The 21,051-nt window shown below is 65.6% G+C and carries 25 protein-coding genes; 9 read left to right on the forward strand and 16 right to left on the reverse strand.

Going from position 1 to position 21,051, the window contains the following annotated elements:
* Nucleotides 1-190: 190 nt before the first annotated feature.
* The 3 genes from RT655_RS16920 to RT655_RS16930 are packed head-to-tail and all read left to right on the forward strand — an operon-like array spanning nt 191 to nt 3,302.
* Entirely contained in the window at nt 191-1,810 is a 1,620-nt protein-coding gene (locus RT655_RS16920) for a sodium/sugar symporter (protein ID WP_313538938.1), read from the forward strand.
* Nucleotides 1,801-2,679 carry a 2-dehydro-3-deoxygalactonokinase gene (locus tag RT655_RS16925; protein WP_313538940.1) on the forward strand — a complete coding sequence of 293 codons (879 nt, stop codon included), beginning with the start codon at nt 1,801-1,803 and terminating at the stop codon, nt 2,677-2,679. Before RT655_RS16920 ends, RT655_RS16925 begins: the two co-directional genes overlap by 10 nt.
* Nucleotides 2,676-3,302, forward strand: coding sequence for a 2-dehydro-3-deoxy-6-phosphogalactonate aldolase (locus RT655_RS16930; protein ID WP_313538941.1), 627 nt, complete (start codon nt 2,676-2,678; stop codon nt 3,300-3,302). The genes RT655_RS16925 and RT655_RS16930 overlap by 4 nt, the downstream gene beginning before the upstream one ends.
* A 209-nt stretch (nt 3,303-3,511) precedes the next feature.
* Here RT655_RS16930 and RT655_RS16935 read toward each other — a convergent pair whose 3' ends face one another.
* The 3 genes from RT655_RS16935 to RT655_RS16945 all read right to left on the reverse strand — a co-directional run bounded on the left by RT655_RS16935 (nt 3,512) and on the right by RT655_RS16945 (nt 5,323).
* On the reverse strand, nt 3,512-4,564 hold the full coding sequence (locus RT655_RS16935) for a ribonucleotide-diphosphate reductase subunit beta (RefSeq protein ID WP_313538943.1): 1,053 nt from the start codon (nt 4,562-4,564) through the stop codon (nt 3,512-3,514).
* A gap of 205 nt (nt 4,565-4,769) precedes the next feature.
* Nucleotides 4,770-4,991, reverse strand: a complete 222-nt coding sequence (locus tag RT655_RS16940) for a hypothetical protein (protein WP_313538945.1) — start codon at nt 4,989-4,991, stop codon at nt 4,770-4,772.
* On the reverse strand, nt 4,988-5,323 hold the full coding sequence (locus RT655_RS16945) for a hypothetical protein (protein ID WP_313538947.1): 336 nt from the start codon (nt 5,321-5,323) through the stop codon (nt 4,988-4,990). Before RT655_RS16945 ends, RT655_RS16940 begins: the two co-directional genes overlap by 4 nt.
* Nucleotides 5,324-5,421: 98 nt before the next feature.
* Here RT655_RS16945 and RT655_RS16950 point away from each other — a divergent pair, with 98 nt between their 5' ends.
* Complete coding sequence (locus RT655_RS16950; protein WP_313538949.1) at nt 5,422-5,685, forward strand: DUF2171 domain-containing protein; 264 nt, start codon at nt 5,422-5,424, stop codon at nt 5,683-5,685.
* A gap of 386 nt (nt 5,686-6,071) precedes the next feature.
* On the opposite strand, the gene RT655_RS16955 is transcribed toward RT655_RS16950, so the two are convergent.
* The 13 genes from RT655_RS16955 to coxB form a co-directional block, all read right to left on the reverse strand.
* Nucleotides 6,072-6,209, reverse strand: coding sequence for a hypothetical protein (locus tag RT655_RS16955; protein WP_313538951.1), 138 nt, complete (start codon nt 6,207-6,209; stop codon nt 6,072-6,074).
* A gap of 33 nt (nt 6,210-6,242) precedes the next feature.
* On the reverse strand, nt 6,243-6,797 hold the full coding sequence (locus RT655_RS16960) for a fasciclin domain-containing protein (RefSeq protein WP_409530286.1): 555 nt from the start codon (nt 6,795-6,797) through the stop codon (nt 6,243-6,245).
* Nucleotides 6,798-7,045: 248 nt separating this feature from the next.
* Nucleotides 7,046-8,935 (reverse strand): ribonucleoside-diphosphate reductase subunit alpha, encoded by a 1,890-nt coding sequence (locus RT655_RS16965; RefSeq protein ID WP_313538953.1) that lies wholly within the window; start codon nt 8,933-8,935, stop codon nt 7,046-7,048.
* 421 nt (nt 8,936-9,356) lie between these two features.
* On the reverse strand, nt 9,357-10,238 hold the full coding sequence (locus RT655_RS16970) for an AraC family transcriptional regulator (RefSeq protein ID WP_313538956.1): 882 nt from the start codon (nt 10,236-10,238) through the stop codon (nt 9,357-9,359).
* Nucleotides 10,239-10,311: 73 nt separating this feature from the next.
* Nucleotides 10,312-10,947 carry an SURF1 family protein gene (locus RT655_RS16975; protein ID WP_313538958.1) on the reverse strand — a complete coding sequence of 212 codons (636 nt, stop codon included), beginning with the start codon at nt 10,945-10,947 and terminating at the stop codon, nt 10,312-10,314.
* 1 nt (nt 10,948) lies between these two features.
* Nucleotides 10,949-11,350 carry a DUF983 domain-containing protein gene (locus RT655_RS16980; RefSeq protein ID WP_313538960.1) on the reverse strand — a complete coding sequence of 134 codons (402 nt, stop codon included), beginning with the start codon at nt 11,348-11,350 and terminating at the stop codon, nt 10,949-10,951.
* 1 nt (nt 11,351) lies between these two features.
* Nucleotides 11,352-12,236, reverse strand: a complete 885-nt coding sequence (locus tag RT655_RS16985) for a cytochrome c oxidase subunit 3 (RefSeq protein WP_313538962.1) — start codon at nt 12,234-12,236, stop codon at nt 11,352-11,354.
* Between the two features lie 36 nt (nt 12,237-12,272).
* Nucleotides 12,273-12,812, reverse strand: coding sequence for a cytochrome c oxidase assembly protein (locus tag RT655_RS16990; protein ID WP_313538965.1), 540 nt, complete (start codon nt 12,810-12,812; stop codon nt 12,273-12,275).
* Nucleotides 12,809-12,946: a hypothetical protein gene (locus RT655_RS16995; protein WP_313538968.1), complete on the reverse strand. Its 138-nt coding sequence runs from the start codon at nt 12,944-12,946 to the stop codon at nt 12,809-12,811. Before RT655_RS16995 ends, RT655_RS16990 begins: the two co-directional genes overlap by 4 nt.
* 29 nt (nt 12,947-12,975) lie before the next feature.
* Nucleotides 12,976-13,893 (reverse strand): heme o synthase, encoded by a 918-nt coding sequence (locus tag RT655_RS17000; RefSeq protein ID WP_313538970.1) that lies wholly within the window; start codon nt 13,891-13,893, stop codon nt 12,976-12,978.
* A gap of 44 nt (nt 13,894-13,937) precedes the next feature.
* A complete protein-coding gene (locus tag RT655_RS17005; RefSeq protein WP_313538972.1) occupies nt 13,938-14,222 on the reverse strand; it encodes a hypothetical protein in 285 nt (94 codons plus the stop codon).
* 168 nt (nt 14,223-14,390) lie between these two features.
* Nucleotides 14,391-16,049 (reverse strand): cytochrome c oxidase subunit I, encoded by a 1,659-nt coding sequence (ctaD, locus tag RT655_RS17010; protein WP_313538975.1) that lies wholly within the window; start codon nt 16,047-16,049, stop codon nt 14,391-14,393.
* Between the two features lie 3 nt (nt 16,050-16,052).
* Nucleotides 16,053-17,165, reverse strand: a complete 1,113-nt coding sequence (coxB, locus tag RT655_RS17015) for a cytochrome c oxidase subunit II (protein ID WP_313538977.1) — start codon at nt 17,163-17,165, stop codon at nt 16,053-16,055.
* A gap of 170 nt (nt 17,166-17,335) precedes the next feature.
* Here coxB and pyrE point away from each other — a divergent pair, with 170 nt between their 5' ends.
* From pyrE to RT655_RS17040, 5 genes are read left to right on the forward strand one after another with little or no spacing between them, the layout of a single operon-like run.
* The gene (pyrE, locus tag RT655_RS17020) at nt 17,336-17,920 is read left to right on the forward strand and encodes an orotate phosphoribosyltransferase (protein WP_313538981.1); all 585 of its coding nucleotides are present in this window, start codon (nt 17,336-17,338) and stop codon (nt 17,918-17,920) included.
* A complete protein-coding gene (locus RT655_RS17025; protein ID WP_313538984.1) occupies nt 17,917-18,645 on the forward strand; it encodes a pyridoxine 5'-phosphate synthase in 729 nt (242 codons plus the stop codon). The genes pyrE and RT655_RS17025 overlap by 4 nt, the downstream gene beginning before the upstream one ends.
* A gap of 4 nt (nt 18,646-18,649) precedes the next feature.
* Nucleotides 18,650-19,063: a holo-ACP synthase gene (gene acpS / locus RT655_RS17030; RefSeq protein WP_313538987.1), complete on the forward strand. Its 414-nt coding sequence runs from the start codon at nt 18,650-18,652 to the stop codon at nt 19,061-19,063.
* Nucleotides 19,063-19,953, forward strand: a complete 891-nt coding sequence (gene lepB / locus RT655_RS17035) for a signal peptidase I (protein ID WP_313538990.1) — start codon at nt 19,063-19,065, stop codon at nt 19,951-19,953. Before acpS ends, lepB begins: the two co-directional genes overlap by 1 nt.
* Nucleotides 19,950-21,047, forward strand: a complete 1,098-nt coding sequence (locus RT655_RS17040; protein WP_313538993.1) for an AI-2E family transporter — start codon at nt 19,950-19,952, stop codon at nt 21,045-21,047. Before lepB ends, RT655_RS17040 begins: the two co-directional genes overlap by 4 nt.
* Nucleotides 21,048-21,051: the final 4 nt, after the last annotated feature.

A 21,051-nucleotide genomic window follows, 5' to 3' on the forward strand; every position in this document is an offset into this window, starting at 1 on the left:
TCGTGTTTGCTTTCCTGTTCTTGTTCGTGCGAAGCTGCGCACGTCCCCATCGTTGCGGCCATGGTACTCCACCGGCGTAACTGGACAACCCCGATAAATAAGATAAATGAATGCACAAACCCTGCATTGGGGCGGGGAGGGGCAAGACGCGCGAGCCATGCCGTTCGCGCCGGCACCGGCAGGAGTGGGCATGAGTCTATCCAACATCGATCTGGTCGTGGTGATCGTCTATGCGATCGGCATCTTCGGCCTCGCGCAATGGGTGAGCCGCGACAAGGCGGGCGCCACCAAGGATTCGAGCGACTATTTCCTCGCCTCGAAGAACCTGCCCTGGTGGGCGATCGGCGCCTCGCTGATCGCGGCGAACATCTCGGCCGAGCAGATCGTCGGCATGTCGGGTTCGGGCTATGCCATCGGCCTTGCCATTGCCTCCTATGAGTGGATGGCGGCGCTGACCCTGCTGATCGTCGGCAAGTTCTTCCTGCCGATCTTCCTGCGCAACGAAATCTACACGATGCCACAGTTCCTGGAGCAGCGCTTCGGGCCGACCATCCGCACGGTGATGGCCGTGTTCTGGCTGATCCTGTACGTGTTCGTGAACCTCACCTCGATCATCTGGCTGGGGTCGATCGCGGTCACCCAGGTCGCGGGCGTCAACCAGGACGTGGCGCTGATCGGGCTGGGCGCCTTCGCGCTGCTCTACCAGCTGCGCGGCGGCCTCAAGGCGGTGGCGCTGACCGACATCGTCCAGGTGACGCTGCTGGTGCTGGGCGGCCTCGTGGTCGCCTATCTCACGCTGACCAAGATCGGCGGCGACAGCGGCGTGATCGGCGGCTTCCAGGAGCTGACGCGGCGCGTGCCCGACCATTTCGACATGATCCTCTCGCCCGACAATCCACACTATAAGGACCTGCCCGGCATCGCCGTATTGGTCGGCGGCATGTGGATCGCCAATCTCAGCTATTGGGGCTTCAACCAGTATATCATCCAGCGCGCACTCGCGGCGAAGAGCCTCGCCGAGGCGCAGCGCGGCGTGGTGTTCGCGGGTTTTCTCAAGCTGCTGATGCCGGTCGTCATCGTGCTGCCGGGCATCGCCGCGGTGGTGCTCGCGCCCAACCTCGCCAAGCCGGACCAAGCCTATCCGACGATGATGGCGCTGCTGCCGACCGGGCTGCTCGGCCTCGTCTTCGCGGCGCTGATTGCGGCGATCATCGCGTCCACCGCCTCCAAGATCAATTCGATCGCGACGATCTTCACCCTCGACATCTACGCCAAGCTGAAGGGCGTGCAGACCCGCGCCGAGGATGGCGGCGACAAGGCGGGCTACGAAACGCATCTGGTGCGCGTCGGTCGGATCGCCGCGGTGGTGTCGATCATCATCGCGATGTTCACCGCGCGGCCGCTGCTCGGCAGCCTCGACCAGGCGTTCCAGTACATCCAGGAATTCTCGGGATTCGTTACGCCTGGCATCACCGTCATCTTCCTGCTCGGCCTGTTCTGGCCGCGCGCGACCGAAGCGGGCGCGCTGGTGGGTGCCGTCGCCTCGGTGGTGCTCAGCTTCGTCTTCTGGTTCCCGGCCAAGTGGGGCGGGATCGAAGCGCTGAACGCGGTCCCGTTCATCAACCGCATGGGAATCGTGTTTCTCGCCTCGCTGGCGCTGGCGGTGATCGTCTCGCTGGCCCGCCCCGCGGCCGGAGGCAGCAACCGCATCCGCATGGAAGGCGTGCGCTTCAACACCACCACCGGCTTCAACATCGCCGCCGTGGTGATCATTCTGATCCTGATCGGGCTGTACGCGACATGGTGGTAAGCTTCTCGGGCTCCTTCCTCGCGGTCGACTGGGGCACGACCAATCGCCGCGTCTTCCTCGTCGAGAACGGCGCGGTCACCCACACCGAGCGCGACGACAAGGGGGTGACCGCGGTCACCGACTTCGCCGCCGAGGCTGCCGGCATCCGCGCGCGGCACGGCGACCTGCCGCTGCTGATGGCGGGCATGGTCGGCGCCAATATCGGCTGGGCGCCAGCGCCCTATGTCGCGGCACCCGCGGGCTTCCCGGAGCTGGCCGCAGGGCTGCTCTGGGTCGAGGAGCGCAGTGCGATCGTGCCGGGCGTCTCGACCATGGTCACCGGCCGGCCGGACGTGATGCGCGGCGAGGAAGTCCAGCTGCTCGGCGCGGTGCGCGCGGGACTGGCGCCGGCCGACGCGCTGCTCGTCCAGCCGGGTACTCACTGCAAATGGGTCGAGATGGCGGGCGGCCGCATCGCCGACTTCACCACCGCGATGACCGGCGAGCTGTTCGCCACGCTGCGCAAGCATGGCCTGCTCGCAGCCCAGCTTAGCGGCGAAGTCCATGTCGGCCCGGCCTTCCATGCCGGCGTGGAGGAGGGGCGCAAGCGCGACCTCGCCGCCTCGCTGTTCGGCATCCGTGCCGCCAAGATGCTGGGCGTGCGCGACGATGCCGATGCGGCGGCCTTCGCCAGCGGGCTGCTGATCGGCAGCGACGTCGCCGCGCGGTTGGAGCACGCCGGGCACGACACCGTCCATATCCTGGCCGACCCGATGCTGGGCGGCCTCTATGCCGCGGCGATCGGCGCGCAGGGTCGCGAGGCGGTGATCGCCAGCAGCCATGACGCGTTCGTCGCGGGAATCCTTGCCATTGCGGAGCAGATTGCATGAGCCACATCGCCGAATTCGACGCCGCCTTCGCCCGTTGCCCGCTGATCGCGATCCTGCGCGGCGTGAAGCCCGACGAGGTTGAGGCGATCGGCGACGAGCTGGTCGCGGCCGGCTTTACGCTGATCGAAGTGCCGATGAACTCGCCCGAGCCGCTGGAAAGCGTGTCGCGCCTCGCCAAGCGCTTCGCCGGTCGCGCGGTGATCGGCGCAGGCACGGTGCTGCGGGTGGAGCAGGTACAGGCCGTGGCGGATGCGGGCGGCACGATGATCATCTCGCCCAACGCCAACCTCGACGTGATCCGCGCCAGCGCGGCGGCGGGGATGGTCTCGCTGCCCGGCATCATGACGCCCAGCGAGGCCTTCGCGGCGCTCGACGCAGGCGCGACGGCGCTCAAGCTGTTCCCGGCCGAGGCGGCGAGCCCGACGGTACTCAAGGCGATGCGCGCCGTGCTGCCCGCGGAAGCGCGCGTGCTGCCGGTGGGCGGCGTGGCACCAGACAATATGGAGCCATGGCGCGCGGCAGGCGCACCAGGCTTCGGCCTGGGCTCGGCGCTCTACAAGGTGGGGATGACCGCCGAGCAGGTCGGCGCCAATGCGCGGGCGTTCATCGCCGCGTTGGGGTAACGGCCGCCTCTTCCTCAATTTCCCCTCCCGCCTGCGGGAGGGGCTAGGGGAGGGTGAGTGAGGGTAGCGGCCGATCCGCTACATTAGTCCGCATCCTTGCGCCTTCCCGCGAGTACCGATCGCTTCTGCAGCATCGGCCCTCGCTTCCAGCACACACCCTCCCCCTGCCCCTCCCGCAAGCGGGAGGGGGGTAAGAAGAGAGCCCCAGCTTACTCCGCCGCGATCCCCGCCTTGGCGAACATGTCGCCTTCGATCGCGTCTTCGTTGGCGATCGTGCTGGTCTTGGCTTGGCGGCGCTTGTCGAAGCTGTCCCACACCTCGTTCCACTGGCCGCGCGTCGCCGCCTTCGAATATTCGGTGGCGCGCGTCTCGAAGAAATTGGCGTGCTCGACGCCGTTGAGCAGCGGGGCGAGCCAGGGCAGGGGGTGCTCGTCGATCATGTAGATCGGCTTCAGGCCCAGCTGGCCCAGGCGCCAGTCGGCGATGAAGCGGACGTACTTCTTGATGTCCTTGGGCGTCATGCCGTTCACCGGGCCCATTTCGAACACCAGGTCGATGAACGCGTCCTCGATGCGCACGGTCTTCTGGCACATGTCCAGAATGTCGTCGCGCACGCTCGGGGTCATGCAGTTCCGTTCCTTGCAGAAGGTGTGGAACAGCTTGATGATGCCTTCGCAGTGCAGGCTCTCGTCGCGGATCGACCAGGTGACGATCTGGCCCATGCCCTTCATCTTGTTGAAGCGCGGGAAGTTCATCAGCATCGCGAAGCTGGCGAACAGCTGCAGCCCCTCGGTGAAGCCGCCGAACATCGCCAGCGTCTTGGCGATATCCTCGTCGGTATCGACGCCGAAGGTGCTCAGATAGTCGTGCTTGTCCTTCATCTCCTTGTACTGGAGGAAGGCGCTGTACTCGGTCTCAGGCATGCCGATCGTGTCAAGCAGGTGGCTGTATGCCGCGATGTGCACCGTCTCCATGTTGGAGAAGGCGGTGAGCATCATCTTCACCTCGGTCGGCTTGAACACGCGGCCGTATTTCTCGTGGTAGCAATCCTGCACTTCCACATCGGCCTGGGTGAAGAAGCGGAAGATCTGGGTGAGCAGGTTGCGCTCGTGATCGGTCAGCTTCTGCGCCCAGTCGCGGCAATCCTCGCCCAGCGGTACTTCTTCCGGCAGCCAGTGGACCTGCTGCTGGCGCTTCCAATATTCATAGGCCCAGGGATATTCGAAGGGCTTGTAGGTCTTGCGGGCTTCGAGAAGCGACATCGGGGTACTCCGGCAGGTATTCGTCAGATACGGTGGAAACGAGGAAACTAGGATCCTCCCCCGGAGGGGGAGGGGGTCCGCCCGCAGGGCGGTGGAGGGGTATCAAGGCCGGGGACGGAGGCCGGCGCCCCCAGCGGGGACACCCCTCCGTCAGGCCTGCGGCCTGCCACCTCCCCTTGCAGGGGAGGATTGCGGAAGAAGCCGCTCATGCCACCCCTCCCGCACTTGCAAAGGCCAGCGCGAAGCCGGTGAGGAACAGGCCGAGCGCGACCAGCATCATGCCGCCGATCCGCAGCGCATAGGTCGCCGCCTCGCTGGCCTCCAAGCGCAGCAGCCCGCGCGCCGCCGCGGGGCGGAGGAGGACGATCAGTCCTGCCGTGCCCGAAGCGATGCCGAGGCCGGCCTGGAGAGCGAGCGTGCGTGTCATTGGTCGATCACCCGTCCGCGGACGGTCTTCATGCCATCGCGCACCACGACGCGCTCGCGATAGACGACCTTGCGGCCACCCTGCGCGCCGACGCCGAGGAACACCACGCCGATGAAGAAGCCGAAATCATACCAGCCGCCATTGTTCGGCACGGCGTAGACCGCGACCTCCGGGAACAGCAGCGACAGCCCCCAGGCGACCGGGAAGATGAAGCCGTGCCACAGCCCAAGCAGGAAGCCCGGGGCCTGCGGGGTGACCGCGCTCGGCACCTGGTGCGCGCAGGCGGCGAGCAGGGCGAGGGCGGCAAGGGCGAAGGCGGCACGGATCTTCATGCGGCTATCCCTAGGTATGGCAGACGGCCCTTGGGGCAGCGTGCATCGTTTCGCGACCGCGTGCGTTCGGTGCGCGAACCCCAAGTAGGAGAAGACCCATGGCAGATCTGAGCGCAATCAAGGAGCATATGGAAGTCATCGGCGCCGACGGCGTCCATGTCGGCACCGTCGACCATGTCGATGGCGACCGCATCAAGCTGACCAAGAAGGATTCGGGTGCTCAGGTTGAAGGCGCCACCGGCGGCCATGAAGGGCACCACCACTATCTCCCCGGAGGCCTGGTGGCCGAAGTCGAGGGCGACAAGGTCCGCCTGTCGGCCAATGCCGATGTCGCAGCCGAGCTGTTCGAAGAAGAAGCCTGACACCGGGCGGCGGGGGAAGCGATGGCTTCCTCCGCATCGCCGGCGGCGGCCGGCAGCGCGCGCAAAACGCCGTGCGGACAAACGCAATCCCGCCATCGTGCACGAAGCGCCCGAAGCGCGAAGGTCGATTCGATGCGGGCGCATGATAGGCTTTCAGCGATACCTTGATCTGTGCGGGCGCCGCGTTTCGGCACCGTCAATTCGAGGTTGCCAACTCTATCGAAACTGCCCGCGCGACGCCACCGAAATAGCGGTCGCCGCGCAAGTTTTGGCTGTGGATATTCCGACATCTAGAGGTTGCAGCCCATTGGCTGCCCCCAGATATGGTAGAAGCCCGTATAGCACGGGGTGAGCCGGGGAAGGTCATCCTCCCCCGGCCCGGCGTATCAGGTGAAGGACCATGGAGTCGCCGTGTCCGACGCCATCAGCGAAATACGGAACGCGATCACCGCGATCCAGAAAAGCACGAAGAGCAGGGCGCCCCATTTGAGCGCCACCCGCTTGCGTCGTTCCAGTTTCCGCATGTCGCTATCCTCCTTTCAACACCCGCAAGTCGATTAGGGCATCAGCACATGGTCGACCACGTGCACCACGCCGTTGGACTGCGGGACATCGGCGATCGTCACCATCGCCTGGCCGCCCTTGGTATCGGTGAGCACGACGTTGCTGCCCGACAGGCTGGCCTTGAGCGTCTCGCCCTGCACGGTTTTGAGCATCGCGGTACCGCCGCCGGCCTTGATCTTGCCGACCAGTTGGGTCGCCGTGACCGTGCCAGGCACGACATGATAGGTGAGGATGCTGGTCAGCGCCGCCTTGTTCTCGGGCTTCAGCAGCGTGTCGACCGTGCCGGCGGGCAGCATGTCGAATGCGGCGTTGGTCGGCGCGAAGACGGTGAACGGACCCTTGCCGCCCAACGTGTCGACGAGGCCCGCCGCCTTCACCGCTGCCACCAGCGTGGTGTGATCCGCCGACTGCGAGGCGTTTTCGACGATCGTCTTGCTGGCGACCATCTCGGCACCGCCGACCATCTTGGACTGGGCGAAGGCGGAAACCGGGGTCACGGCAACGACTAGGCCACCCAGGGCGGCAATCAGGACTTTCGAAACGGGCACGATCAATCTCCTCAACCTGTATCAGGTTGAGCGAAAACCAGGGAACCATCCCGGCGTTGCTACCCCCGTCCCTAAGGGAAGTCGGCGAGATTTCGCTAAGTATTTGTAATAAATAGATTTCTGCAGCAGGCTTCGCGATAAGCCTGCCCCTTTGTGCAGGTCCTAAACGCAAGACGCCCTCCTGGTCCGATGGACGGGGAGGGCGTCGACGCGTCAATCAGGCGGCCGCTTCGCGGCCGCTACCGGGCTTACTGGCAGGCCAGGCACTCGTCATAATCGGTCGACTCGCCCAGATCGAACTTGGGCTTCTCGATCGTGTTGTCGGCCTCGACCCCGCCCGCGAAGCCGGCGCGCTGCACCGACTTCGAACGCAGATAGTAGAGCGACTTGATGCCCAGTTCCCAGGCGCGGAAGTGGAGCATCAGCAGGTCCCACTTTTCCACGTCCGCCGGGATGAACAGGTTGAGCGACTGCGCCTGGTCGATGAACGGCGCGCGATCGCCCGCCAGCTCCAGGATCCAGCGCTGGTCGATCTCGAAGCTGGTCTTGTAGCAATCCTTCTCCTCGACGGTGAGGAAATCGAGATGCTGGACCGAGCCGCCCTGCTCGAGGATCGAATTCCACACCGCGTCGGAATTCTTCGACTTCTCCTTGAGCAGCTTCTCCAAATACGGATTGCGCACCGAGAAGGAGCCGCTGAGCGTCTTGTGGGTGTAGATATTGGCCGGGATCGGCTCGATGCAGGCGCTGGTGCCGCCGCAGATGATCGAGATCGACGCGGTCGGCGCGATCGCCATCTTGCAGCTGAAGCGCTCCATCACGCCCATGTCGGCGGCGTCCGGGCACGGCCCGCGCTCGACGGCGAGCGCCATCGACGCTTCGTTCACCTGCGCGCTGACATGCTTGAAGATGCGCAGGTTCCAGCTCTTCGCCATCGCGCCTTCGAACGGGATGCCGCGCGCCTGGAGGAAGCTGTGGAAGCCCATCACGCCGAGGCCGACCGAGCGCTCGCGCGCCGCCGAATAGCGGGCCCGGGCCATCTCGTCGGGCGCGCGCTCGATATAGTCGGTCAGCACATTGTCGAGGAAGCGCATCACGTCCTCGATGAACAACTTGTCCTTGTTCCACTCGTCCCAGGTCTCGAGGTTGAGCGAGGACAGGCAGCACACCGCGGTGCGATCATTGCCGAGATGGTCGCGGCCGGTGGGCAGCGTGATCTCCGAGCACAGGTTCGAGGTCGAGACTTTGAGGCCCAGATCGCGGTGGTGCTTGGGCATGGTCGAGTTCACGTGATCCGAGAACACGATGTACGGCTCGCCGGTGGCGAGGCGGGTTTCGACCAGCTTCTGGAACAGCGCGCGCGCATCGACCGTGGAGCGGACCGAGCCGTCCTTCGGGCTCTTCAGCTGCCATTCGGCGCCTTCGCGCACCGCTTCCATGAACGCGTCGGGGATCAGCACGCCGTGGTGCAGATTGAGCGCCTTGCGGTTGAAGTCGCCCGACGGCTTGCGGATTTCGAGGAACTCCTCGATCTCGGGGTGCGAGATGTCGAGATAGCAGGCGGCCGAACCACGGCGCAGCGAGCCCTGCGAGATCGCCAGCGTCAGCGAATCCATCACGCGGACGAACGGAATGATGCCGCTGGTCTTGCCGTTCAGGCCCACCGGCTCGCCGATGCCGCGCACGCTGCCCCAATAGGTGCCGATGCCGCCGCCGCGCGAGGCGAGCCAGACATTCTCGTTCCAGGTCTGGACGATGCCGTCCAGGCTGTCCGGCACCGAGTTGAGATAGCAGCTGATCGGCAGGCCGCGGCCCGTGCCGCCATTCGACAGCACCGGGGTGGCCGGCATGAACCATAGCTTGGAGATATAGTCGTACAGGCGCTGGGCGTGCGCCTGGTCGTCGGCATAGGCCGAGGCGACGCGGACAAACAGGTCCTGATAGCTTTCGCCGGGGAGCAGATAGCGGTCCTTCAGCGTCTCCTTGCCGAAATCGGTGAGCAGCGCGTCGCGCGCATGATCGACCTCGACCGGATAGGGCTGCGGCACGATCGCCTTGCTGTCGAGCGCCTTGCTGGCGGGGGCGGCTTCGATGATGGCGGTCTCGTTCACGCTGTTCTCACTATCTCTGAATTCCATACCTCGGCCCCTGTTTCCTGCGCGACGCGATTCGAGTCGGGGGCATCGGCAAACGCTAGCACGCATCGGTTCGGGCGAGAACAAAAAGTGTCCAACGCACCGCTGTCGAGCGCGCCTGCAGCCCCGCCGCATATAGGATGCGACATGTAGCTTACCAGCGATTGGGTCTGCCCCTCGGTTTGACCACAATGGATTGTGCCAATCGGCGTTCCGGCACAAAAGCGCAAAATGCTGGCGATTGCAAATGGTCGTTAGCAGGCTCTGGCACCGCAATGCGTGCAATCAGGTGCTGCAGTCAGCGCGACGCGCGGACTTCCCTTGTCTCTGCAAAAGGCAAGGGAACGAAGGTGGAACCGCAAATAAATTTTGGGGGATGAATCAACGGCTGGTAGGTGCGGCAACGGCGCCGCTACCACTGGCGCTATCGCAGCGGCATATAGAGCTCGGTCACCGCCTCATGCTCGGGCACGTCGGGAAAGAAGGCGACCCGGCTTGCAAAGGGCGGAAAGTCGCCGGGCTCCTCGCCACTTTCCGGCAGCCACCCGCGGTAGAGGAACAGCGCGGCGGGTTCGAGGTCGTCGGCCAGGCCTACCACCCGTAGCATCGCACAGCGGCTGGCAGGTATCAGGCCGACCTCGATGCCATGCGCCGCATCCGCCACCGGTTGTGTGGTGCCGGCGCAGAGGTCGAGACGATAGTCTTCCGGCGGCGTGGTGTGCGGGTCGGTGTGAAAAATGGTGTAGGTGGCGCTGGCCGGCGGGCGGTGGCCGCTGGTCTTGCGCCAGGCGATGAAGCGGCGAATCGTGTCGCCGAGATGGGCGGGGTCGCCGCGGTGCGTAAGGAAGGCCACCGGGGTGGCGGGAAAGTCGAGCGTCGTCACGTCTTCCAGGGTGAATCGGGTCTGCATCGTCTGGCTCCTTGCTTGGGTGAGCGGCGCGAGCGCCGCGTGCCAGGGGTGCCAGTCCGGTGCCGTGCGGAACTGCGAGGGTGCTTGGCCGAAGCGCTGGCGGAAGGCCCGGGCGAACGCCTCGGGCGCTTCATAGCCAGCATCGAGCGCGATGCCGGTGATCGCCTCGCCCGGCCGATAGGCGAGGCGGTAGGACGCGCGCTTCATCCGCACGAGCTGGACATAGCGATGCACCGACAGGCCGAAAAGCGCGCTGAACTGGCGGTGGAAATGATGCTTCGAAAACGCCGCGACGCCTGCCAGCGTTTCCAGGTCGAGATCCTCCTCGGCATGCGTGTCGACATGGTCGAGCACGCGCTGCATCCGGGCATGGTAGCGGGCGAGCGGCGTCTGCATCTTTTCCTCCGTGGCGACGCCTTGTTAGGCGAACCGCTCAGCTGCTCGCCCGACCGATCTTGCCCTTGTGCGGCTAGCCGCGCAGCCCCCCGTGCGGGGCCCCGCGCGCGCGGAGGCGCAGCGCGAGCGCGTAGATGATGACCGCCACCCCGGCGAACAGGAACCACTGCACGGCGTAGGCGAGATGGTTGTTGGGAATGTTGGCAATATCGGGCGGAGCGCTCGGCTCCAGCCCCGGCGCGGCTTGATCCGACACCAGCATCAGCGGCTGCGGCGTCGAATCGAACACGCTGGCGATCAGCGGGCGATGGTCGGGTGCGCGGGTCAGGGTGCCGCTCACGATCCCGCCCGGCCAGCGCGGGCGGAACATCGGGTCGCGGGTCACGCCCATGTCGACGAGCAGCGTCGCATCGGCATGGGTGCGGCAGGTCGCGATCTGCCGCCAGCCCTGCAGGCCCTGAAGGCCGCGACCGCCTTGGCGTGCCCAGCCGGTTACCGCCTGGCAGGCGGAGCGGGCATGGCGGAACAACAGCGAGGCATCGGCTGCACCGCTCTCGATCGTGATCGTCGGCTGCAGCGTATTGGCGGCGAACACCGCGAGCGCGGTCTCCTTCTGCGTTTTCCGATCGAGCTGCCAGAAGCCGAGCGCGATCATCGCTGCCACCGCCAGACCGACGAGCAGGGTAGGGAGCAGCGGCACGCGGCGCATCTCAGTCCTCGGCGATCCGGCCCTCATGGGCCCGGTTGCGATATTCGAGCGCGAGCAGCAGCCCTTTGGCCACCCGCAGCGATCCCACCACCATCGCTAGCGTGACCGGCGGCCAGAGCAGCAGATGCACCCAGGCGGGCGGGGAGACGCTGAATTCCAGCCAGAGTGCAAGGATCGTCACCAGCGTCCCGATGCCGAGGGTCAGGAACACCACGGGCCCGTCCCCCACGTTGAACCGGGAAAAATCCAGCCCGCAGGCCGAGCAGCGCTCGGCAAAGGCGAGAAAGCTGCGGAACAGGGTCTTGGCGCCGCAGCGCGGGCAGCAGCCATAGAGGCCGGATGCGATCGGGGGCGGCAACGCAGCGCTGCCGCCCCCTTTCGGATCGGGTGTGGTCTCGGTCACGTCAGCCGGCGTGAACCGGCGCGCCCCAACCGCCCCAGACATAGATCGACGCGAACAGGAACAGCCAGACGACGTCGACGAAATGCCAGTACCAGGCCGCCGCCTCGAAGCCGAAATGCTGGCGGGGGGTGAAGTCGCCGCGATAGGCGCGCACCAGATTGACGACCAGGAAGATCGTGCCGACGATCACGTGGAAGCCGTGGAAGCCGGTCGCCATGAAGAAGGCGCCGCCATAGCTAGAGCCATGCTCGCTCGCCGCCTTGAAGGGGAAGGGCGCCTCCATATACTCATAGGCCTGGAAGCAGCTGAAGGTGAAGCCGAGGATCACGGTGAGCCACAGGCCCTTCTTCACCGTGTCATTCTCGCCCACGCCGATCAGACCCCAGATCCCGCGCAGCGCGCCGCCACGCTCGTTGTGGATTAGGCCGTGGTGCGCCCAGGTGACGGTGCAGCCCGAGCAGAGCAGGATCAGCGTGTTGAGCAGCGGGAACTGCCAGGCGTCGAGCACTTCCATGCCCTTGGGCGGCCAGGTGCCGCCGACCGCCTCAACGGTGGAGGGGAAGAGCGAGAAATCGAACCAGGCCCAGAACCAGCCGACGAAGAACATCACTTCGGAAGCAATGAACAGGATCATGCCGTAGCGCAGGTGGAGCTGGACGATCGGCGTGTGATCGCCGGCATGCGCCTCCTGGATCACCTTGCCCCACCAGCCGAACATGGTGAGCAACACCAGTACCAAGCCTGTCGTGAGCACCAGCGTTCCGTTGGCGTATTTGTGCATCCACATCACGCCGCCCGAGGCGAGGATCAGCGCGCCGAGCGAACCCAGCAACGGCCAGATGCTCGGCGGCAGGATATGATACTGGTGGTTCTTTGCTCCAGCCATGGGCGTATCCCAATCCTCTCTCTATTTCGCGCGATGCTAGCTTGGTGTCTTCGCCGAATCCACTGGATAAAATGTATAGGACAGCGTGATCTCCTGGACGTCGCGCGCGTCGGGATCGTTCAGGATTTTCGGATCGACGAAGAAGATCACCGGCATGCGGACCGTCTGGCCGGGTTGCAGCGTCTGCTGGGTGAAGCAGAAGCACTGGATCTTGGTGAAATATTTGCCGACCTGCGCGGGCGTGACGTTGAACGTGGCGGTGCCGGTGATCGGATGGTTTGAGGTGTTGGTGGCGGTGAAGAACGCCATGTCGCGGCCACCGATGTCGATCGTGTCGGATCTGCGCTCGGGGGCGAACTTCCAGGGCAGCTTGGGGCTGACATTGCTGTCGAAGGCGATGGTGATCTTCTGCCCCGTGGCACCCGGCGCGCGCAGGCCGCGCTGCGTGGTGCCGTTAAGCCCGGTTGCCTCGCAGAAGATCCGGTAGAGCGGCACCGCGGCGAAACCCAGCCCGGTCATGCCGCACACCAGCACGGCACCCATCAGGCCGACGCGCAGGTTGCGGCTGATCCTCATCCGCCGTGCCCGAGCTGCATCTTCACGATCGAGATCGCGAATACCAGCACGACGAAGCCGCCAAGTAGCAGCGCCATCACCCGGGCGCGCGATCGTTGGCGCGCGCGGATCAGCTCCAGTTCCGATGCGGGCATTCGAATCACATCCTCTCCGCGGGAATCGTTCATCCGATCCACCTGTCGATCACGAGCGCACCGAATAGCACGAACAGATACAATATCGAGAATTTGAAAAGCCGCTTTTCCGGGATCATCCGGTCCCCGCCCTCGACCGCATGCTCGGTGCGGCGGGTCGCCACCTGCAGCGCCATCGCGAGGAAGATGCCGGACATCACTGCGGCGGTGAGGCCGTAGACCATGCCGCTCAGCCCCAGCGGCCAGGGCGCGGCGGCTGCGGCGATCATCGGCAGGGTATAGAGGCCGATCTGGATCCGCGTCGTCCGCTCGCCTGCGACGACCGGGAGCATCGGGACGCCGGCATTGGCGTAGTCGGTCTTGACGAAAAGCGCGAGCGCCCAAAAATGCGGCGGCGTCCACAGGAAGATCAGCGCGAACAGCAACACCGGCAGCGTCGCGACATCGCCGGTCGCGGCGGCCCAGCCGATCAGCGGGGGAAAGGCGCCGGCGGCGCCGCCGATCACGATGTTCTGCGGCGTCCGGCGCTTGAGCCAGATCGTGTAGACGAACACGTAGAACAGGATCGAGACCGCGAGGATTAGCGTCGCGACCAGGTTGATCGCGACATACATCAGCACCAGGCTGAACACCGCGAGGCCCACCCCGAAATGCAACGCCGACTGGCGGTCCATCCGGCCGGCGGGCAGCGGACGTCCCTGCGTCCGCTTCATCTTGGCGTCGAGATCGGCCTCGTACCATTGGTTGAGCGCGCCCGCGGCTCCGGCACCCAGCGCGATGCACAGGATCGCGGTGAAGCCGAGCACCGGGTGGATCGGCACCGGCGCGGCCAGCATCCCGCACAGCCCGGTGAAGACGACCAGCGTCATCACCCGGGGCTTGGTGAGGGCAAGGAAATCGCGCCAATCGGCGGGCAGTGCGGGATTGGCGTTGGTCACGGACATCATCGCTCCCGATATACGACGCGTGTCGGGCGGGCGAAAGAGGCGTGTCAGCCCAGCCGCTTGGCGTTGGCGCGTACCTTGCGACGGTAATGCTTCAGCGTCTTGCTCGCCTGCGCCTCCGGGGTGCTGCCGAGTCGGCCGGTGGCGGCGGCGACCTGCAGCTCCCAGGCGGCCTGCATCTTCTCGGCGACCATGCGCTGCGCCTCGGCCGTGGCGGCGGGGCCGCCCGCGGCGAGCTTGGTCAGCCGCATCCCGATCACAGTCGAGGCTTCGATGCCCAGCATCCAGCTGTCGAGGCCGATCTTCATCCAGTCGGCATAGGGGCTGCGCATGAGACGGTCTCCAAGTGTGACGTGCCGAGCTGAACGCGTGAGCAACTCGTTCGGGGCCGGATATAGCCTGAAGCGGTTACCAACTTTATCCCATCGGCGGCAGCCCTTTGCGCCGAAACGAAAAGCCCCGAGGTTTCCCCCGGGGCTCTTGGCGCGGTGCGGCGCGGATCAGTCGATCTTGGGAAGCGTCTCGAACTGGTGGAAGGGCGGGGGGCTCGACAGTGTCCATTCGAGCGTGGTCGCGCCTTCGCCCCAGGGATTGGCTTCCGCCTTGCGGCCGGCCAGCAGCGAATAGATGACGTTGACGAAGAACACCGCCATGCCCGCCGCCATGATCATGTAGCCAACGGTGGCCGTGTGGTTCCAGTAGGCATACTGGTCCGTATAGTCGGGAATGCGGCGCGGCATGCCCTGCAGGCCGAGGAAGTGCATCGGGAAGAACAGCAGGTTCACGCCGGCGAAGAACACCCAGAAGTGGATCTGGCCGAGCAGCTCGCTGTACATCTTCCCCGTCATCTTCGGGAACCAGTAGTAGAAGCCCGCGAACAGGCTGAACACTGCGCCCAGCGACAGCACATAGTGGAAGTGGGCGACGACGTAATAGGTGTCCTGCATATAGTCGTCGACGCCGCCATTGGCGAGGACGACGCCGGTCACGCCGCCCACCGTAAACATGAAGATGAAGCCGATCGCCCAGACCATCGGGGTCTTGAAGCTGATCGATCCGCCCCACATCGTCGCGATCCAAGAGAAGATCTTCACGCCGGTCGGCACCGCGATCACCATGGTCGCGGCGGTGAAGTACATCTTCACCTGCACCGGCAGGCCGGTGGTGAACATGTGGTGCGCCCAGACGACGAAGCCGACCAGCCCGATCGCCACCATCGCATAGGCCATGCCGAGATAGCCGAACACCGGCTTGCGGCTGAACGTCGCGATGATGTGGCTGACGATGCCGAAGCCCGGCAGGATCATGATATACACTTCGGGGTGGCCGAAGAACCAGAACAGATGCTGGTAGAGCACCGGATCGCCGCCGTACTGCGGATCGTAGAAGGCGGTGCCGAAGTTGCGGTCGGTGATCAGCATGGTGATCGCCGCGGCGAGCACCGGCAGCGCGAGCAGCAGCAGGAAGGCGGTGACCAGCACCGACCAGGCGAACAGCGGCATCTTGTGCAGCGTCATGCCCGGTGCGCGCATGTTGAAGATCGTGGTGATGAAGTTGATCGCGCCGAGGATCGACGCCGCGCCCGCGAGGTGAAGCGAGAAGATCGCGAAATCGACCGAGGGCCCCGGCTCGCCATAGGTGGAGAGCGGCGCATAGACCGTCCAGCCCGTACCCGCGCCGACGCCGACGAAGGGCGAGAGCATCAGCAGCACGAAGCCCGCCACCGTCAGCCAGAACGAGATGTTGTTCATCCGCGGGAAGGCCATGTCCGGCGCGCCGATCATGATCGGCACGAACCAGTTGCCGAAGCCGCCGATCATCGCCGGCATCACCATGAAGAATACCATGATCAGGCCGTGCGCGGTGATCAGAACGTTCCAGAAGTGCATCGCCTCGTCGAACGTGCCTTCGCCGTGCAGCTTGGCGACCCACCAGGGCAGGTACTGGATGCCCGGCTGCATCAGCTCGGCGCGCATGATGCCCGAGATCGCGCCGCCGATGATCCCCGCGAAGATCGCGAAGATCAGGTAGAGCGTGCCGATGTCCTTGTGGTTGGTCGACATGAACCAGCGCGCGAAGAAGCCCGGCTTGTGATCGGCGTCATGGTCGCCATGCGCATGGTCGTGCGCGGCGGAATAAGGGAGCGCAGTATCGGTCATGGCTCAGTTGCCCGTGTTGCCGGCGCCGGCGGGGTTCGCGGTCGCAGGCTGGTTGGACGGTGCCGGCGTGGCGGTGGCGTTGACCGTGGGTTCGGCCTCCGTCGTGCCATTGGCAGTGGCGTCGGTCGCATCGTTGCCGATGGCGGTGCTGCTCGCCGGCTCGGCCGCAGCGCCCGGCATGGTACCGCCCTTCGAGGCGACCCACTGCGCGAACTTGGCCGGGCTCACCGCCTCGACCGCGATTGGCATATAGGCGTGGCGCGCGCCGCAAAGCTCGGAGCACTGGCCGAAATAGACGCCTTCCTTCTGGATGATGAAGCTCGTCTCGTTCAGGCGGCCGGGGATCGCGTCGAGCTTGATCCAGAAGGCAGGCATCGCCCAGCTGTGGATCACGTCGGTCGCGGTGGTGACGAGGCGGATCGGCACGCCCACCGGCAGCACGACGCGCTGGTCGGTGGCGAGCAGGCGGGGGCCGTCGGCATCGGTGCGATAGCGCTGGCCCTTGCCGACCTGCCCCTCTTCCTTGAGCATGTTGGCGGTCAGCTGGATGTTGCCGTTGTCGGGATATTCGTACGACCAGAACCACTGATTGCCGATCGCCTTCAGCGTCACCGCGCCCTTGGGCGCCGGCTTGAACTGCGCGGCGAGCAGCTTGATCGACGGAATCGCGATCGCCACCAGGATCAGCACCGGCGCCAGCGTCCAGACGATCTCGATCGCGGTATTGTGGCTGGTGCGCGACGGCGTCGGGTTGGCGGCGCGGCGATAGCGGATGATCACCCAGATCAGCAGCAGCAGCACGAAGATCGAGATGACCGTGATGAGCGGCAGCAAGATGGTGTTGTGGAACCAGTGCGCTTCCTGGCCGGTCGGGGTCACCTGCTGCTGGAGCGAGAAGGCCTTGTCGACCGGCTCGCCGATGCCGGGCACCGCTGTGTGCAGCGGCTTGCCAGCGGCATCCAGCGTCGGATCGGCAACCTTGGCGGCGGGGGCCGCAGGGGCGGGTTGTGCCGCGGAAGCGGCAGGTGCAGCCGGGGCGGCGGGCTGTGCCACTCCCGGGGAAGCGAAGGCCAGACCAGCGGCCAGCAGGATCGTCGGTACCAAGAAACTGCGCATAAGGTGTTGTCACCCCTCTCCAGGAACGCACAACCGGGGCATCCTAGCGGCCCTTTGAACCAAAGGTATAGCTGGGAAAAGGCCATGCTCAACCTTTTTCGCGTGCGGTTGCGGTAGCAGCCCCCGCCACTTAAAGGATCGACCCACCGTTGACTTCAGGAGCCCAGACATTGACCGGAGACGTCATCCTCGACGAATTTCGCGACGCAGGCGCGTTGCTTGAGGGGCATTTTATCCTGTCTTCGGGTCTGCGCTCTCCCGTATTTCTCCAGAAGATGCGCATCTTTGAGGACCCGGTCCGCACCGAGCGGGTGTGCGGTGCGCTCGGCAAGCTGATTCGCGAGAACTTCGGCGAGGTCGACATTGTCGTTTCCCCCGCGATCGGCGGAATCATCCCCGGCTATGAGACGGCGCGGGCGCTTGGCTGCAAGGCGGTGTTCGTCGAGCGCGAGGACGGCGAATTCCAGCTGCGCCGCAGTTTCGAGATTCCCGAGGGCGCGCGCGTGGTGATGGTGGAGGACATCGTCACGACCGGGCTGTCCTCGCGCGAGTGCATCGCGGCGATCCGGAAGCACCCCGGCACGCTCGTCGGCGCGGCGTGCATCGTCGATCGCTCGAACGGCAAGGCGGATGTCGGCGTGCCGCTGATCGCGCTCACCAAGCTGGACGTGCCGGCGTATCCGGCCGACCAGCTGCCGCCCGAACTCGCGGCGATCCCTGCGATCAAGCCGGGAAGCCGGACCATCACCGCATGACGGGCACGCTGCGCCTCGGGGTCAATATCGACCATGTCGCGACCGTGCGAAATGCGCGGGGCAGCGGCTATCCCGATCCGGTGCGCGCAGCGCTGCTCGCGGCGGAGGCGGGCGCAGACGGCATCACCGCGCATTTGCGCGAGGATCGCCGCCATATCACCGATGCCGATATTGCCCGGCTTTCGTCCGAGCTGACTGTGCCGCTCAACCTCGAAATGGCCGCGACCGAGGAGATGCTGGCGATCGCGCTGAAGCACCGTCCGCATGCGGTGTGCATCGTGCCGGAAAAGCGCGAGGAGCGAACGACCGAGGGCGGGCTGGATGCGGCGGGCATGTTCGACCTGCTCGCGCCGATGGTCGCCAAGCTGCGCGATAATGGCAGCCGGGTGTCGCTGTTCATCGAGCCCGAGGCGCGCCAGATCGACGCGGCGATCCGGCTCGGCGCGCCGGTCGTCGAGCTACATACCGGCCGCTATGCCGAACTCGAAGGCGAGGAACTGGCCGCGGAGTTGAGGCGACTGTCCGACGCGGCGGCGCTGGCGGCGCGCAACGGCATCGAGCCGCATGCAGGCCACGGCCTCACCTTCGACAATGTCGTGCCGATCGCCGCGATCCCGCAGGTGATGGAACTGAACATCGGCCATTTCCTGATCGGCGAAGCGATCTTCGACGGACTCGGGCCCGTAGTCCAGCGCATGCGGACGCTGATGGATTCGGCGCGGTGAGCGCATGATCCTTGGGCTGGGATCGGATCTCTGCAACATCGAGCGGATCCGCAATTCGCTCGATCGCTACGGCACGCGGTTCGAGCAGCGCGTGTTCACCGAGGTCGAGCTCGCCAAGGCCGCCAAGCGCCCGCACACCTACGCCGCGACCCTCGCCAAGCGCTTTGCGGCCAAGGAAGCATTTTCCAAGGCGGTCGGAACCGGCTTCAAACGCGGCGTGTTCATGAAGGATATCGGCGTGGTTAATGCACCGTCTGGCGCACCCACGCTCGCGCTGACCGGCGGGGCCAAGGCGAGACTTGACGCCATGACGCCACCGGGACACGTGGCCAAGGTGCATCTGACGCTCACGGACGACCTGCCCTGGGCGTTCGCGATGGTGATGATCGAAGCCGTGCCGGCGGAAAAGGATAGGTAATGGGGGTGGACGAACTGGCGTTGAGCAGCAAGCGGAGCGAGCGACGCCAGAGCGCCACACGCCAGGGCACCGATTGGTGGGCCGAACTGCGCGGCCTTGTCTGGCTGGTGCTGGGGGTGCTCGCCTTTCACAGCCTGATCGCCAAGCCCTTCTACATCCCCTCGGAATCGATGCTGCCCACGCTGCGGGTGGGCGACCAGCTGATCGTCAGCAAATATCCGTACGGCTATTCCTTCGTCACGCCGACCTTCCACATGCTGCCGCCGATCCCAGGCCGCATCCTGGGAAGGCTGCCCGAGCGCGGCGACATCGTCATCGTCACCCCGCCCCAGCATAGCACCGACTATATCAAGCGCGTGATTGGCCTGCCCGGCGACACCATTGCGGTGCGCGACGGCATCGTCTGGCTGAACGGGAAGCAGGTGGCGCGCGAGCCGCTGGGCGAACGGCTGGTGCCGATCGACGGCAACACCCGCTGCGACCCCGACCCCGAACGTGGCGGATCGATCTTCTATGAGGGCCGCCGCGTCGTCCATCAGGGCAAGGCCTATTGCAGCCTGACGCTGTTCCGCGAGACGCTGCCGAACGGCGCCAGTTACGACATTGCCGATCTGGGTGATTCCGCCGGCGACAGTTTTCCGCCGACGGTGGTGCCCAAGCATCATGTCTTCCTGATGGGCGACAACCGCGACAACAGCGCCGACAGCCGCTTCAGCCTGGAACAGGGCGGTCTCGGCGGGCCGGTGCCGTGGGAAAATCTGGGCGGCCGCGCCGAGTTCATCACTTTTTCGCGCGACGGCTCGTCGACATGGAACCCGTTGACGTGGTTCACGGGTTTCCGCGGGGATCGGTTCGGCATTTCGCTGCACCCTACCCACGAGGATAAATGAGCAACGATCCGCTGGAGTCCACGCACGTCCGCGTCGTGCGCGAGCCGGGCCCGAACGAGTTTCGCGACCCCGCTACCCGCGCCGAGTTTAAGAAGGCCGCGGTGTGGCTGGGCATGGCGGTGGGCATCGCGCTGATCGTACTGCTGATCCAGCCGCTGCTGATCATCTTCGCGGGCCTCGTCTTCGCCTCGATGCTGGATGGCGGCGCACGGCTGCTGGGCAAGGTGCTGCCGATTCCGCGCGGCCTGCGGATCGGCCTGGTGCTACTCCTGGTCTTCGCCTTTTTCGGCCTCGTCTTCTATCGTACCGGCATGCAGATCTCCGACCAGGCGGAGCAGCTGCGCACCACGCTGGAGACCCAGGCAAACCGCGTCGCGCGCTGGGCCTCCGACATGGGGCTGATGCCCGGCCGCTCGGACATCAACGGCATGATCCGCGAGGCGCTGGGGTCGGTGGGCAAGCTGACCAGCGCCGTGGGCACCGCGATCGGCGCGGTGACCAGCATGGTCATGATCCTGATCCTCGGCCTGTTCATCGCGCTGGAGCCGCGCATCTACGAGCGCGGGCTGCAATGGATGGTGCCGCTCGACCAGCGCCATGCCTTCGCCCACATGCTGGGCGGCATGGCGACGACGATGCGGCGGCTGCTCGCGGGGCGCCTGCTCGGCATGCTGTTCGAAGGCGTGCTGACCTGGATCCTGCTCAGCGTCGCGGGTGTGCCGATGGCATTGCTGCTCGGCATCATCACCGGCGTGCTGGCCTTCATCCCCAATGTCGGCGCGATCATCTCGGGCGTGCTGATGGCGGCAGTAGGGTTCAGTGCGGGGCAGGAAACCGGCGTCTGGGCGATCATCATCTATTTCGCCGTGCAGAATTTCGACGGCTATGTCGTGATCCCGATGGTCGCCAAGCGCACCGTCGATCTGCCGCCGGCGCTGACGCTTTCGTCGCAGATCCTCGCCGGCACGCTGTTCGGCGTGCTCGGACTGGCGCTGGCCGACCCGATGGTGGCGATGATCAAGGTGGCGCTTGAGAGCAATGCCCGGCTGAACGGCAAGAAGCCGAAGAGCGACGACGACTCCGAAAAGGACTGAGCCG

The sequence above is a fragment of the Sphingomonas sp. genome (assembly GCF_032114135.1).
In the GTDB taxonomy this organism is placed as follows: Bacteria; Pseudomonadota; Alphaproteobacteria; order Sphingomonadales; family Sphingomonadaceae; genus Sphingomonas.